We start from the raw sequence: 13569 nt of genomic DNA, 5'->3' as shown, positions 1-13569 counted from the left end.
TAACTGGTTAGCTAACCGATAAATACACTTTACTTGTTTGTTTTGGAGAAATCAATAGGAGGTTTGTTTTGTTGTGGGACAGGAATTTGATCAACTCGAAATCATCGCGGATTTTATCAATACCCATGATAAACGCATGCGATATGAAGGAGATCCGGGTTTGGAGCTGCTCCAGACTGCGCAGGAGCTGCACATGTGGCTGTTAAAAAACGGCTTTATTCTGGAACAGGACACCGTATCTGAAGAGGATCTGGCTTTGGCCCGCGAGCTGCGGGGCGGCTTAAGAGCAGCTATTCCGAATAATATACATGATCATCAGGAAGCTGGCTTCCAAGCGTTAAACCGTGTAGCCGGACGGTTCCGGTTCTTTTATCGCTTTGGTGAGACCGCAGACACCATGGAGCCAGTGGATACACAGGGAAGAGGTGGGATGGCCCGGCTGTTGATTCTGGTATTTCGGCTTCGTGAAAAGAATATGTGGGGCAGATTGAGAGTGTGTACTGCCGACGATTGTCGGTGGGTATTCGTTGACCGCTCGAGGCCGGGAACGGGGAAATGGTGCTCGATGAAAGCCTGCGGCAATCGGGCGAAGAATAAAACATATCGGGAGCGAAGCAAGTCCATGGGATGAACCGCAGCCATGGGACCAGGTTTGAATCAAGTCCAACTCCAAAGACCCATCAAGCGTTTGCCTTGGTTGGTTTTTTTTTTTTTATGGAGCCGAATCATTCAAACAGGAATAAACGATTCAGTAACGAAATGATTGTAACCTATTATTTTTTGAAAAATGTTGATGTCTTTGTCGATTAGAGCATTTTCTATTCGTTGATTAAGCATAGAACGAAAATTCAAGATAGTCTCGAGAACCAGGAGGGAATAAGAATGAGATTTATGATGATTGTAAGGGCAACCGAGGATTCCGAGGCAGGTGTATTGCCAAGCGCAGAGCAGTTGGATGCCATGATGAGGTACAACATGGAGCTGGCCAGAGCGGGCGTGCTGCTTGCCGCCGATGGGCTCCATCCAAGTTCGGGCGCTATCCGGATATCTTATCCGGAGCCCGGGGGCAAGCCGAAAATTACCGATGGTCCCTTTACGGAAGCGAAGGAACTGATCGCGGGGTATACCTTGATCGAAGTGAAGACGAGGGAAGAGGCGATAGAGTGGGCTAAACGCATGCCGGATCCACACGGCTTCGGTGCGGGCCAGATCGAGCTCCGTCAGGTGTTTGAACCGACTGACTTAACGCAGGACCCGGAAGCGCAGGCTAAACAATACGAAATGCGTGAACACATCCAAAGGCAGAATCCGTAATGTCAGGAGCAGATACCCATCGCACGATCGATGCCATCTGGAGAATCGAATCCTCCAAAATCATTGCCTACCTGACTCGCATGGTTCGTGACGTCGGTATCGCCGAGGATCTTGCTCAGGATGCGCTTATCGCTGCGCTGGAACGCTGGCCGATAGACGGCATACCGGATAATCCCGGTGGATGGCTCATGACCGCTGCGAAGCGCAAAGCGCTGGACCTGCTGCGCCGGAATAAGGTACGCGATCAGAAGTATGAGCTGTTGGGACGTGAAATGGACTCCCGGATAGATTCGGATATTCAGGTACCGGAGCCGGGGGAAGTGAACGACGATCTTCTGCGGCTGATCTTCATGACCTGTCATCCGGTTCTTTCCCCTGAAGCGCGGGTGGCTCTGACGCTGCGCTTGCTTGGCGGATTAACGACGGCGGAGATTGCCCACGCTTATCTTGTGCCTGAACCGACGATCGCGCAGCGAATCGTTCGTGCCAAACGGACGCTGTCGGCGACCCGGGTGGCATTCGAGATTCCTCAGGGAGCCGAGCTTAAACCGCGATTGTCATCGGTTCTTGAGGTCATCTATCTCATGTTTAATGAGGGGTATGCAGCTTCATCCGGCAGCCAGTGGATTCGCCCGCTGCTGTGTCAGGAAGCGCTTCGGATTGGGCGGGTGCTGGCAGAGATCGCCCCGACGGAGGCCGAGGTGCATGGTTTGGTTGCGTTAATGGAATTTCAATCCTCTAGATTCAAGTCCCGGGTCAACGCGGAGGGGGAGCCTGTCCTGCTCATGGATCAGAATCGGGCCTTGTGGGATTATTTATTGATTCGGCGCGGTTTTGCCGCTCTGGAACGGATCGAGCGGTTGGGTGGAATGACCGGGCCTTATGCTGTCCAGGCAGCCATCTCCGCATGTCATGCCGGAGCGCCCAGTGCGGCAGAAACCGACTGGATTCGCATCTCCGTGTTATATGAGGCATTAGCCCAAGTTTCTCCTTCGCCCATCGTGGAATTGAACCGGGCCGTGGCCCTCTCCATGGCTTTTGGTCCGGAGATCGGACTTGAGATCGTGGATGTTTTACGAGGCGAGCCGGCCTTGAAGGGATACCATCTCCTCCCGAGCGTAAGGGGAGACCTGCTCTTTAAGCTGGGGCGTCTGGACGAAGCCTGTGCGGAGTTCAAGCTGGCCGCATCGCTGACGGATAACCTGAGGGAACGTGCCCTGCTGCTTGACCGAGCGGCAGAATGCCTGTCAGCGGAGTCCTAAGATAAGCTGAAGAAAAATTTTTAAAAAAATTTTTAAAAAAATATGAAGATGTGTCGATTACGCCAAATCCCATTCGTCATTTAGATATAAAACAAAAAATAAACCGAGAGGAAGATGAACATGCAAGCACAAATGGTACCTTTTATTATTTCCGAGGATGCAAGAGGTCAGGCGGATTTTTACATGCAAGCACTGGGTGGAGAGATCGGTTTGTTGACTACATTCAAAGACATGCCGGGAATACCGGAAGCCCATCAGGATAAAGTCATGCACATGTCGTTAACACTGGCTGGCGGCAATCAGTTGATCCTCACAGATGCTTTTCAAGGAACCGGCAAGAGCACAAGCATGGGGCTGGCCATCACGTTCGATCACGAGGAAGATGCCCGTGCTGCTTATCGCCATCTCAGCGATGGGGGTACCGAGAAATATCCGTTTGCCCTGCAGCCTTGGGGAGCCTACTACGGTGAAGTGGTGGACCGATACGGCATGACCTGGCAGATGGTTCATCAGGGCTAAGCTGAAAAATACTATATGATAAAGAAGGAGCCAATAAGATGAATCAAGAAGTAACGGATTACATTGCAGCGATCAGTGATACCTGGAAGGTGGAAGTCAGCGAGCGGCTTCGGGAGCTCGTGCACAGCACGATCCCGGACGTTTCGGAACGGCTTCAATATAAAAAGCCCCATTTTCTGAAGAATGGAAAATATGCGGCGGTGATCAGCGTCGCGAAGAGCGCCGTGAGCTTTACGATTTTCAATGCGGATGGGCTGGATTGGCCCGAGACGCTGTTCGAGGGACCGCCTGAACGAAAAACCATCAAAATCTCGTCAGGGCAGCAGGTCGATTATGAAGCGCTCGGATCCTTGCTGAAGCAGGCATCCAGCGGACTTTAAATCATATGTAATAGGGAAGCGCGGATAACCGGTTCGAAGCGCTCCTGATATCAATAGCCGCGATCCTGTGAGGATCGCGGCATGCGTCATTCTACTTCTTGGTGCTGTGCTGCTTGCCCGGCAGCTTGTCGCTTGGCGTTCCTTTGCCGTGATTCTCTTTGTTGCGACGGGCCTTCTCCGCATTCTCGTTCATTTTTTCCACAAAATCGTGCGTGCTTTCCATATGACGTAAGCTCCTTTTGCTCAGAATGTATGGCCTTGCCTGATCGTGCTTAATATAACCATTTCGTCGTGATCATATTTGGTGACTTTGGAATGGATATGGATGGTGAGCGGGAGGTTCGCTTGGCGAACGAGTTTGAGGTGGATGGACAATCGTATATACTGGCGGGTCCCGAGTTGAGCGACCTGAACACGTACATGGTCGAGTTGGGGCGCTCCCACAACCCTGAATTGCTGCCGGGGTACGCGATAAACGATCAGGGGCCCTGAGGTATGTCTTTTTTGGTTTCATAGGGATCGCGAACGAAATGGAGAAGGTATCTGTCATATCACGGCAAAAAAATACCCTGCCACAGGCAAACGCCCGGGCGGGGTATTTATGCTGTTTGATTACTTTTTATGACTGATCAACAGCTCATATTTGTTCAAGGAAGCGCCCAAAATATTCTCGTTGCGGCCCTGACCGTGGGATTGCCGGAATGATTCGCTGGAAGTCCAGCGTTTGAAGGCCTCCTCGTCTTCCCATACCGTAGAGACCTTCAGTTCCTCAGCCTCTGCGCCTTCTTTGGCTTCGTGCCATACTTCCATCCGCACGAATCCCTCAATGTCCTGCACGCCCTTCGCTTCAGCGAATCGCTGCGCAATTTCTTGTCCGAAGCCCGGTTTAACCTTAATCGAGTTTGTAACAACCAGCATGCTTGATTCCTCCTTCGGTGATGACCGGATACATTCCAGTAATGTCTAGCCCCTTGCATGTATGTCCATTATACATGAACGAGCATTCTGATTTCATCTTGGGAGGAACTGTGCTTTATGCCGAAAAAAGCATGGAATACTCAGGTCGCTGGAGGACCTTCTGCCGGAAACTCTGCGGTAGGGATGGCGGCAGTTGGCGTCATGGCTTTGGGTTTCGCCCTGCCGCTCCACGACCAGTAGGTGCCGATGCGCAGCAGCCGTTCAATTGGGCCGCCGTGGAATCGTTTCAACCAGAGCAGGCTGCCCGTTGCCAGTACAGCATAGATCAGGATCGCCAGCAGCGCTCCTTGCAGCACACCGAGCTTGCCGAACATGCCCAGCCCGAATCCGTAGAATATCAATACGCATACAACGCTTTGCGTCAGATAGTTGGTTAGCGACATCCGTCCAACCGCTTCAAACGCCCGGATGATAACCGATTGTTTAGACGAGAAGGCGTATAGGGAGGCGAACAGATGGATATAGCCCAGCGCGAGCAAAGGTCCGCCAATCATCGTGAAGACGCCGCTCCAGTTGTCGGTCGACCCGAGCATAACCCCGGCGGTCTTTAGACCAAGCCCGACCGGAACGAGTAGAGACCATCTTAGATACAGCTTGATCTCCTTGGAAGGATGAAGGAAGCGCCCGCGCTTGGCTGCGACCATACCAAATAGGAACATCGGCGCGCTCATCAGTGGGGCAATCAGAATGACCAGCAGCATCAACCAGTCCGGAAGGTCGATGGGCATTTCCTCAGTTGAACGAAAGTTTACGATCTCGCTGAACGTACCGTTGCCGTAGACCTCAATAGATTGTTTCACATAATTCTCCATGCGCTCTGTTTCACCTGTCGCAGGCTCCATGGAGCCATATCCGAAGATGGCAAACAGCGTCAGGACGAGGATGCCCCAAATCAAGATCGTTTTGGCCTTCCGTTTCACAAATAGTAACAGGAAAAGCCCGATCGCTCCGTAAAACAACAGAATATCGCCTTCCCAGATGAATGTGGAATGCAGCCAGCCGAGAATGATCAGCAGCACGGACCTGCGGAAGAAGCTGCGGCCATATTTAAGCCCTTTGCCAATCAGGCTTTCCCGCATTTTAATCATGCTGTAACCGAACAGGAACGTAAAGATCGGCATGAAGCTGCCCTCTACGAATACTTTCAGCATGTCATGGCTGATCAGATCCAGCGTGGATGGCTGGAAGAGATGCAGCTCGTCTTTGCCGAACATGCCGTATTGAAAAATAAGCATATTGGCCATCAGGATGCCGAGCAAGCTCAAGCCGCGAATCGCATCCACGGCCGTGGAACGTTTATTTGAATTCATATCAATCACCTCTGACACCAAGTATAAAGCTCGAAATGAAATAACTCGGAAACGGCATCCTAACTTTTTCTTAACTCTTTCAGCATTTGTTTAACTCCTGTTAAGGTTGTTGTGCTAGCATAAATGTCGGGTGAGATAAAATGGATCAAACACGAATTTTAATTGTAGATGACGAACCTTCCATTGTGAAAATGCTGCAGATAGTGCTGCGCAAGGAAGGCTTTAACCGCATATACACGGCTTCCAGCTGTAAGGAGGCGCTTAACGAAATTGCTGCACACGGAGCGGATATCGTGCTGCTGGATGTCATGCTGCCGGACGGCACGGGATTTGATCTCTGTCCGCAGATCCGTTCCTATGGTAGTCCGCACATCCTGTTTCTGACGGCCAAGGCATCGGATCTGGATGTGTTGACCGGTTTTGCGATGGGCGGAGACGATTATGTCACCAAGCCCTTTAATCCGCTGGAGATTGCCGCAAGAATCAAGGCGCGTCTGCGCCGTGGCGGCATCGGGACGACCGTATCGTCTGAGCAGCCGGTGATCCAGCGTGCATGGGATTTCGGCCGGTTTAAGGTTGATGAATCCGCCGGGGAGCTTACGGTGCTGGGAGAGCCTGTGTCTTGTCCGGCGCAGGTCTTTCAGCTGCTGCTTTATTTTTGCAAGCACCCGGGGGTGGTATTCTCCAAGTCGCAGCTGTACGAAGCCGTATGGGGCATCGACGGCATGGGCGAGGACAACACCGTCATGGTGCATATTCGCCGCATCCGCGAGCGCATCGAGGAGGATCCGAGCAACCCGCAATATTTGCTGACGGTCCGGGGGCTCGGCTACAAGCTGGTTAAGGAGAAAGTCCGATGAGACTGCGCAGAAGGCTGGCTTTTCATTTTACGTACCAATTGATTGCGTTCTCGGCGTTTATGTTTTGCTTCCTGATCGTGCTCTTATTCTTCCTGATCAGACATATCAGCGAAGATGAGCTCCAACGCAACTTTCCAACAGGTGTCCTCGACAGTATCGTCATGGAGACGGTGACAGAGAAAGGCGAAGTATTGTTGGAGGACCATTGGAAGCTCTTGCTGCAGGAGAATGATATGTGGCTTCAAGTCGTGGATATGAAGGGGAATGTGATTCATTCCACCAACACGACCTCAAGTGTTCCTTCGAAATATTCGGTAAGCAACTTGCTTGAGATTAAGGAGGAGCGCCGTTTTGGAAAGTATATGATGGATTGGCAGATGGACCTGACGTATACGGAACCTCTGCTGTTTATGATTGGCTGGATCGATGAGAGCACGGATCATCTTCGGACATGGTATGCCCGGTACCAAGACGGTGGTAGGGTGAGGCCGGAGGATGAAGTAGCCCTCCGTCGCGAATTGGCTGGTCTAGGCGGCTATTTGCACGTCATTGACCGGGAGGGCCGCGTTGTCCAGGGGATTGGAGCCCATGCGGATCAAAAGACGAGCTACCATCCGCTGGAGATCATCGCGATGCAAGAGCAGCCCGGCACGTATTCAACGCATATTGCGGTTTATCGCGACGCTGCCAGCGGCAACACCTGGGTGTATCATACGCCGCGGGACGGTGCCCTGAAGAAGCGACCAATGATGAACGAGCTGATTCGTGTGGCGCTGTTTACCATGATTTGCGTGCTGCTGCTGTCGCTCGGGGTGGCCATATGGCATGGATATCGATACAGCCGTCCGTTGCTGCTGTTTACCGGATGGTTTGAGCGGATGGGCATAGGAGCGTATGAGGAAGTGCTGACACCGAAGGACCGGAAGCGGGTATTCCGTAAGAACGGAAAGCTGCGCACGCGCTTCAAGCTGTACAAGGAAGTGATTCATTCTTTTTACAAGATGGCGGAGCAGCTTGCCGAGACCGAGAGGGAACGGGAGCGGCTCGATCGTAATCGGGAAGAATGGATGTCCGGGATATCGCATGATTTGCGTACTCCGTTGTCCTCCATCCAGGGTTACGGCTATATGCTCGAGAGCGCGCCCCAGGATTGGAGCCAGGAAGAGCTGCGGGAGATGGGAACCGTGATCCGGGAGAAGGGCGGGTACATGCTGGAGCTTATCGATGATTTCTCGCTCGTATTCCATCTGAGAAGCGAAATCCGGCCGCAGGAGCTGACCCGGCTTGATCTGAACGAGCTGGTGCGTCGCTGTGTGCTGAAATACGTCAACGATGCCACGCTGGATGCGAATTTTAATTATATCGGTGGCGAAAAAGCACTGCTCATTGACGGTAATGCCAAATGGCTGCAGCGGTTGATGGATAATCTGATCACGAATGCCGTGAAGCATAATCCGGAGGGCGTCAACATTGAAGTGCGAGTAGAGAGGCACCCTGCTGGCGCGGCGATCGTAGTAGCGGATCAAGGTGTAGGGATGGATGAAGAGACCCGCTGTAATCTGTTCGAGCGTTATTACCGGGGAACGAACACCGAAGAGAGTATGGATGGCTCGGGGCTCGGGATGAGCATCGCGAAGGCGATTGTCGAAGCACATCGGGGCCGGGTAAATGTGTGGTCTGAAGTAGGCCGGGGAACCACCATCACCGTTCTATTGCCTGAGGCTGCCGTACAAGAAGGCGAGGGGGCTGTTGAACGCGATTAAGGACTGACGTTTTCCTGGATTGTCATGTCCGGAATGAGCTCTAAAAATCCTTCAACATTCCTATCCTGCTGCCGGCCCGGTTGCGCTATAATGGCTAAGCAACGATTACATGAGGTCCGGAGGATATTATGGGTTCAACTTCGTTTCGGCAATTGACTGGCAATGCGCGGGGCTGTCTCGTCTACGAGCCGCTGTTTCTTATCCCTTACAGTATGTTCACGACGTACGCCTCCATCTACATGTACCAACTTGGGGTAAACGAGACGGGAATCGGTTGGATTACCTCCATCGGTTTGCTTGTGCAGGTGCTTTCTTCGTTTCTTAGCGGGTATTTAACAGACCGTTTAGGCAGAAAAAAGGCGCTGCTATACTTCGACGTACTAAGCTGGACCGTGGCCACGCTGCTCTGGGCCATTTCACAGAACTTCTGGTTTTTTGTGATCGCGGCCGTGATCAACGGCTTTCAGAAGGTGCCGCATACCGCCTTTTACTGTCTGCTGGTGGAGGATACCGCACCGAAGGAGCGAACCTATGTCTTTACGCTGCTGCAGCTGATTAGCGTAGTGGGCGGCTTGTTTGCACCGATCGGCGGACTGCTGGTGTATCATTTCACGCTTGTGCCCGGGGTGCGCATCATGTTCGTGCTGGCCTGTATCCTGATGACGATCCAGTTCATTGGGCGTCATTATGCGACAAGGGAGACGGATATCGGATACCGCAAGATGAAGGAAACGAAGGCGATGAGCCTGCGGGAAGGGATGTCCGACTATGCCTTGGTGATGAAGAGCATGCTCGGAAATCCGCTGCTGCTGATGATCTTCGGCGTTTATATATTGTTCAATTTTCAGATGACGGTGAAGACGACCTACGTCTCCATCTTCATGGTGGAATATTTGCATTTGGGCAGCGGCCTGATCTCGGTTTTTCCGGCATTCTCCTCTGTCATTATGCTAATATTCATGCGGTGGATCATGCCCCGAATCGGGGAGCAGCATGTGCACCGGACGATGGTATGGGGATTCGTAATATCGGTATTGTCCAATGTCATACTGGTGTTTGCGCCGCAAGGGGATCTGCTGGTGCTGAGTTTGAGCACTGTCATTGCCGCCATCGGTACGATGATGACATATCCGTATCTGGAGACGGCGGTGGCCAATGCGATAGACGATGAGAACCGCGCCAAAATATTCGCGCTGCTCCAGGTGCTCATCCTTATTGTCATTTCGCCTTCCGGCATCATTGGCGGCTGGGCATATGGCATCGACCCAAGAATTCCGTTCTTGCTTGTTGCCGGTGCATTTGTGATCAGCATCCCGCTTATGATGCTTTACGGCAAAAAGGCAAAGGCAGCCCCTGTTGAAGCCGGAGTTTAGCTTGGGCATGGAGATTGAGCCAATGGCGAAAAGGGTTGAGTGCGCGCTTTAAGCTATGGGAAGCGTAAAAATATGAATGAAGAGGCACTCCAGGCAAGGGGGAGCCTCTTTTTTGCGTTGGTTATTGCAATTTGGTTAGTGTTCACTTATGATATGAGCATGAAAAAGAAACCTCATTTCGATAGCAAGAAGAAGGATATTTTGCAGGCTGCTATGAAACTCTTCGCCGAGAAAGGCGTGGATGGCGTATCGGTGAAGGAGATCGGCGCAGCGGCGGGTGTAACGGATGCAGCGATCTATAAGCATTTTACGAATAAGGATGCCGTGGCTGCGGAAGCGTTCGAGGAATACTGCAGCAGTTATACGCGTCTGGTGGATGATTATGCTTCCCGGCCCGGCCTGTTTGCAGAGAGACTGTCGGCGCTCGTCATCCGGGTATTGGCGGCGTATGACGAGGATAAATACGGCTTGCTGCTCTTGTCCCAGCATCACGAGCTGTTTACGGAGGTGCTCAAGAGCAGGGGACGTCAGCCGCTGGACGCCTTGCATGAGCTGCTTGAGCAAGCGGTGTTGCAGGGGGATATTCCGCCGCAGAACACGCGATTAACCGCTGTGTTGATCATTGGTGCATTCAGCCAGCTTGCAATCTCAACGATGCAAGGAGAGCTGAAGGAACCGTTGTCGCCGCTGGCACCTGAAGTGACGGCGCATCTATTGGCATTAACAGGTTTGGGAAAAGGTCGGGAGTGACCTTTTCTTTTTACCATCAGGTTAGTGTTTGTTAACCAAATCATGAGGGGGAAGAAACATATGAAAAAGGTTTTAATTATTCAAGGCAATCCCATTAAGAACAGTTATGGCAGTCAGCTAGCAGAGGTCTATGCAAGGGGGGCGGCCGAATCCGGGGCGGAGGTGCGGGAGCTGGTGCTTGCGGAGATGGAGTTTGACCTGAATCTGTCCGGTGGCTATAAGGGTAAACAACCGCTGGAGCCGGATCTGCAAAAAGCCCAAGAACTGATCTCTTGGGCGGATCACCTGGTGTTTGTGTATCCGAATTGGTGGGGCGGCATGCCGGCGCTGCTCAAAGGGTTCATCGACCGGGTTTTTCTGCCGGGCTTTGCGTTTAAGTACCGCCGGAACTCGCCTTTGCCGGAGCAGCTGCTCAAAGGGAAAACGGCCCGTTTGATCGTCACGATGGATTCGCCATATATCTACTACCGCTTCTATCTCGGTCAGCCGGGACATCAAATGATGAAGCATTCCATTCTGAAGTTCTGCGGCGTAGGCACGGTTCGTGCCACGAACATTACGCAGCTTCGCAAAATGCCTGAAGTGGCAAGAAAGCAATGGCTTGAGCGTGTGCAGAGAATGGGTCGGAAATTGGCTTGAGCTGGCAGGGCGTAAGATAAACAGTTCCTTCCAATGGCTTGACTTCTCGTGCAAGAGGATTATAATTCATACAACAAATGAAACGAAAAGAGAATGGAAGGGTAAGTTTAATCAAAATCAAATCTTGATGTATATGCCGGGGAATAGGGCCCAGGCGTTTCTACCAGGTTACCGTAAATGACTTGACTACATGAAGGTTGAGAATCCCCACCCAAAGCCCAGCTTCGCAATGATTGAAGTCGGGCTGGAGGATCATCTTGATTGAAATCCGGCAGGTTTTAACGGATGAGGTGATGTGCAGACTAGATAGCATACATTGCTGATGCACGGGATTTCTCTTCCTCTATGGATATAGTACAGGCACCCCGGGCAGATACGCTGCCCGGGGTGTTTGGCGTGTTATACAGCGGATCGATTTTGTGTTTTTACCGTTCATGATAAGAAAAAAGGGGAGCGTGCAATCATCATGAGTTCAAGCAAGAGACAGAAACGATACGAGGTTAGCCGGAAGCTGGGAAAGGTTGCCTTAGGACAGGAGCCTGCCGATCTGGTCATCAAGAACGGCACGTTGGTGAATGTGTTTACAGGCGAGCTTCAGGAGCAGGTGGACGTGGCCATGGCATCCGGACGCATCGCTTATATCGGCAACGCGGATCATACGGTCGGGGAAGGGACTCGGGTCATCGAAGCGAATGGCCGCTATATCTCGCCAGGCCTGCTCGACGGTCATATGCATGTTGAGAGCACGATGCTCACCGTGACAGAGTTTGCCAAGGCGGCTATCGTTAGTGGAACGACTGGGGTTTATATGGATCCCCATGAGATTGCCAACGTATTCGGCATGGAAGGTGTGCGCTGGATGCATGAGGAAGGGCAGCAGCTGCCGATGAAGGTGTTCACCACCGTTCCTTCGTGTGTACCGTCGACCTTTGATCTGGAGGATGCTGGGGCGCAGCTGGGCGTAGCCGACATTGAGGAAGGGCTGACATGGCCCGGTGTTGCCGGGCTTGGCGAAGTGATGAATTTCCCGGGCGTCGTGTATGGCGATCCGACCATGAGCGGGGAGATCGAAGCCACGCTGCGTGCGGGCAAGACGGTGACAGGACATTTTCCGGCAGAGGATGTCCGGATGCTGCAGGCATATATGGCAACCGGCGTAAGCTCCGACCATGAAACGGTAACCAGAGAGCAGGCCTTGGAGAAGGTTCGCCTCGGTATGCACCTGATGATCCGTGAGGGTTCGGCTTGGCAGGATGTGAAGGAAGTTGTTAAGGTTATAACGGAAGATAAGGTGCGTACAGACAATATCTCTCTGGTTACGGATGATGTGTATCCGCAGACGCTGCTGAGACTCGGTCACATGAACCACGTGGTCCGCCGCGCTATGGAAGAGGGCGTGGACCCGGTTACGGCGATCCAGCTGGGAACGATCAACGTCGCTCGTTATTTCGGCATGGACATGGAGCTTGGTAGCATTTCACCTGGTAAAACGGCGGATATTTTGCTGATTGATGATCTGTTGAGCATGGTACCTTCCGTCGTGATCACGGATGGCGAAGTGGTTGCAGAGAACGGCCGGCTCGTGAAGGCGTTCCCGGTATATCAATATCCGGAAAAAGCGTTTAACTCGGTTCGGCTGCAGCGTTCGCTTACCGCGGATGACTTCCTGCTGCGCAGCAAATTCGATGCCGCACGTACAGAAGTGAACGTGGTACGCGTCATCGAGAACAGCGCCCGTACCGCCAAGATGACGGCGGTGCTCTCCGTGCGGCAAGGGGTGATCCAGCCAGACCTGGATCAGGACGTGGTTCAGTTGGCATGCATTGAGCGCCACGGCACGACGGGACAAATCTCGCTCGGTTTTGCGAGCGGCTTCGGACTCAAGTCCGGAGCGGTTGCGTCCACGGTTGCGCACGACAGTCACAACCTGCTTGTGATGGGTACGAATGCCGAGGATATGGCACTCGCTGCGAATGAGCTGGCGGCGTGCGGAGGCGGCATGATCGTAGTACGGGACGGCAAGGTGCTGGCGAAAGTGGCGATGCCGATTGCCGGTTTGCTGGCGGACCGTCCGGTTGAGATCGTAGCGGAAGAAGTCGCTGCCTTGGAGGAAGCTTGGAAGGAGCTCGGATGCTATATCCATGCGCCGTTCATGACCTTCTCGCTGATTGCGCTGCCGGTGATTCCGGAAATCCGCATTACCAACCGCGGGATCGCAGACGTAACGGAATTCAAGCTCATCGAGACCGAGATTGGCGCGGTTCAATAAGATTGTAGCATACACCGAAGCAGGTTGGCCTGAGGGCGAACCTGCTTTTTTGGTGCGTAAATACCGGGCTTGGTCTGTGAGTGGATGCCGCAAGCCATGTTCCAATTGATAATCCTCACATATTCCACCGCCTACTTAGTGATTTTCGTCAC

At 52.6% G+C, this 13569-nt stretch carries 15 protein-coding genes and 1 riboswitch; of the genes, 12 read left to right on the top strand and 3 right to left on the bottom strand.

Annotated elements, in window-relative coordinates:
* Nucleotides 1-73: 73 nt before the first annotated feature.
* The 5 genes from MHH48_RS33095 (at nt 74) to MHH48_RS33075 (ending at nt 3475) form a co-directional block, all read left to right on the top strand.
* Nucleotides 74-631: a CGNR zinc finger domain-containing protein gene (locus MHH48_RS33095; RefSeq protein ID WP_076323868.1), complete on the top strand. Its 558-nt coding sequence runs from the start codon at nt 74-76 to the stop codon at nt 629-631.
* A gap of 251 nt (nt 632-882) precedes the next feature.
* Complete coding sequence (locus tag MHH48_RS33090; protein WP_076323869.1) at nt 883-1314, top strand: YciI family protein; 432 nt, start codon at nt 883-885, stop codon at nt 1312-1314.
* Nucleotides 1314-2576, top strand: coding sequence for an RNA polymerase sigma factor (locus MHH48_RS33085; protein ID WP_076323870.1), 1263 nt, complete (start codon nt 1314-1316; stop codon nt 2574-2576). Before MHH48_RS33090 ends, MHH48_RS33085 begins: the two co-directional genes overlap by 1 nt.
* 120 nt (nt 2577-2696) lie before the next feature.
* Nucleotides 2697-3095, top strand: coding sequence for a VOC family protein (locus MHH48_RS33080; RefSeq protein ID WP_076323871.1), 399 nt, complete (start codon nt 2697-2699; stop codon nt 3093-3095).
* 38 nt (nt 3096-3133) lie between these two features.
* Nucleotides 3134-3475, top strand: a complete 342-nt coding sequence (locus MHH48_RS33075; RefSeq protein ID WP_076323872.1) for a DUF1801 domain-containing protein — start codon at nt 3134-3136, stop codon at nt 3473-3475.
* Between the two features lie 91 nt (nt 3476-3566).
* Here the strand turns inward: MHH48_RS33075 and MHH48_RS33070 are convergent, their stop codons facing one another.
* Nucleotides 3567-3698, bottom strand: a complete 132-nt coding sequence (locus MHH48_RS33070; RefSeq protein ID WP_076323873.1) for a DUF4023 domain-containing protein — start codon at nt 3696-3698, stop codon at nt 3567-3569.
* 92 nt (nt 3699-3790) lie between these two features.
* On the opposite strand from MHH48_RS33070, the gene MHH48_RS33065 reads away from it, so the two are divergent.
* Nucleotides 3791-3967, top strand: a complete 177-nt coding sequence (locus tag MHH48_RS33065; RefSeq protein WP_179090657.1) for a hypothetical protein — start codon at nt 3791-3793, stop codon at nt 3965-3967.
* A 120-nt stretch (nt 3968-4087) separates the two neighbouring features.
* On the opposite strand, the gene MHH48_RS33060 is transcribed toward MHH48_RS33065, so the two are convergent.
* Nucleotides 4088-4393, bottom strand: coding sequence for an antibiotic biosynthesis monooxygenase (locus tag MHH48_RS33060; protein WP_076323874.1), 306 nt, complete (start codon nt 4391-4393; stop codon nt 4088-4090).
* Between the two features lie 140 nt (nt 4394-4533).
* Entirely contained in the window at nt 4534-5763 is a 1230-nt protein-coding gene (locus tag MHH48_RS33055; RefSeq protein ID WP_076323875.1) for a DUF418 domain-containing protein, read from the bottom strand.
* Between the two features lie 140 nt (nt 5764-5903).
* Here MHH48_RS33055 and MHH48_RS33050 point away from each other — a divergent pair, with 140 nt between their 5' ends.
* The 6 genes from MHH48_RS33050 to ade all read left to right on the top strand — a co-directional run bounded on the left by MHH48_RS33050 (nt 5904) and on the right by ade (nt 13417).
* Nucleotides 5904-6623, top strand: coding sequence for a response regulator transcription factor (locus MHH48_RS33050; protein ID WP_076323876.1), 720 nt, complete (start codon nt 5904-5906; stop codon nt 6621-6623).
* Nucleotides 6620-8386, top strand: a complete 1767-nt coding sequence (locus MHH48_RS33045; protein WP_076323877.1) for a HAMP domain-containing sensor histidine kinase — start codon at nt 6620-6622, stop codon at nt 8384-8386. The genes MHH48_RS33050 and MHH48_RS33045 overlap by 4 nt, the downstream gene beginning before the upstream one ends.
* A 128-nt stretch (nt 8387-8514) precedes the next feature.
* The gene (locus MHH48_RS33040; RefSeq protein ID WP_076323878.1) at nt 8515-9759 is read left to right on the top strand and encodes an MFS transporter; all 1245 of its coding nucleotides are present in this window, start codon (nt 8515-8517) and stop codon (nt 9757-9759) included.
* A gap of 159 nt (nt 9760-9918) precedes the next feature.
* Nucleotides 9919-10509: a TetR/AcrR family transcriptional regulator gene (locus MHH48_RS33035; RefSeq protein ID WP_179090664.1), complete on the top strand. Its 591-nt coding sequence runs from the start codon at nt 9919-9921 to the stop codon at nt 10507-10509.
* A 60-nt stretch (nt 10510-10569) separates the two neighbouring features.
* The gene (locus tag MHH48_RS33030) at nt 10570-11148 is read left to right on the top strand and encodes an NAD(P)H-dependent oxidoreductase (protein ID WP_076323879.1); all 579 of its coding nucleotides are present in this window, start codon (nt 10570-10572) and stop codon (nt 11146-11148) included.
* Nucleotides 11149-11255: 107 nt separating this feature from the next.
* Nucleotides 11256-11357: riboswitch (purine riboswitch) on the top strand.
* 257 nt (nt 11358-11614) lie between these two features.
* The gene (gene ade, locus MHH48_RS33025) at nt 11615-13417 is read left to right on the top strand and encodes an adenine deaminase (RefSeq protein WP_076323880.1); all 1803 of its coding nucleotides are present in this window, start codon (nt 11615-11617) and stop codon (nt 13415-13417) included.
* Nucleotides 13418-13569 lie beyond the last annotated feature (152 nt).

This window comes from Paenibacillus sp. FSL F4-0100 (genome assembly GCF_037993005.1).
GTDB lineage: Bacteria > Bacillota > Bacilli > Paenibacillales > Paenibacillaceae > Paenibacillus_AQ.
The sequence above is the reverse complement of the archived record's forward strand: the minus strand, read 5'-3'. Positions and strand labels throughout refer to the sequence as shown.

What these genes read in the sequence shown, in the direction of transcription:
- MHH48_RS33090 (WP_076323869.1), top strand. Translation starts at nt 883, where the DNA reads ATGAGATTTATGATGATTGTAAGGGCAACCGAGGATTCCGAGGCAGGT.
- MHH48_RS33085 (WP_076323870.1), top strand. Translation starts at nt 1,314, where the DNA reads ATGTCAGGAGCAGATACCCATCGCACGATCGATGCCATCTGGAGAATC.
- MHH48_RS33080 (WP_076323871.1), top strand. Translation starts at nt 2,697, where the DNA reads ATGCAAGCACAAATGGTACCTTTTATTATTTCCGAGGATGCAAGAGGT.
- MHH48_RS33075 (WP_076323872.1), top strand. Translation starts at nt 3,134, where the DNA reads ATGAATCAAGAAGTAACGGATTACATTGCAGCGATCAGTGATACCTGG.
- MHH48_RS33070 (WP_076323873.1), bottom strand. Translation starts at nt 3,698, where the DNA reads ATGGAAAGCACGCACGATTTTGTGGAAAAAATGAACGAGAATGCGGAG.
- MHH48_RS33065 (WP_179090657.1), top strand. Translation starts at nt 3,791, where the DNA reads ATGGATATGGATGGTGAGCGGGAGGTTCGCTTGGCGAACGAGTTTGAG.
- MHH48_RS33060 (WP_076323874.1), bottom strand. Translation starts at nt 4,393, where the DNA reads ATGCTGGTTGTTACAAACTCGATTAAGGTTAAACCGGGCTTCGGACAA.
- MHH48_RS33055 (WP_076323875.1), bottom strand. Translation starts at nt 5,763, where the DNA reads ATGAATTCAAATAAACGTTCCACGGCCGTGGATGCGATTCGCGGCTTG.
- MHH48_RS33050 (WP_076323876.1), top strand. Translation starts at nt 5,904, where the DNA reads ATGGATCAAACACGAATTTTAATTGTAGATGACGAACCTTCCATTGTG.
- MHH48_RS33045 (WP_076323877.1), top strand. Translation starts at nt 6,620, where the DNA reads ATGAGACTGCGCAGAAGGCTGGCTTTTCATTTTACGTACCAATTGATT.
- MHH48_RS33040 (WP_076323878.1), top strand. Translation starts at nt 8,515, where the DNA reads ATGGGTTCAACTTCGTTTCGGCAATTGACTGGCAATGCGCGGGGCTGT.
- MHH48_RS33035 (WP_179090664.1), top strand. Translation starts at nt 9,919, where the DNA reads ATGAAAAAGAAACCTCATTTCGATAGCAAGAAGAAGGATATTTTGCAG.
- MHH48_RS33030 (WP_076323879.1), top strand. Translation starts at nt 10,570, where the DNA reads ATGAAAAAGGTTTTAATTATTCAAGGCAATCCCATTAAGAACAGTTAT.
- ade (WP_076323880.1), top strand. Translation starts at nt 11,615, where the DNA reads ATGAGTTCAAGCAAGAGACAGAAACGATACGAGGTTAGCCGGAAGCTG.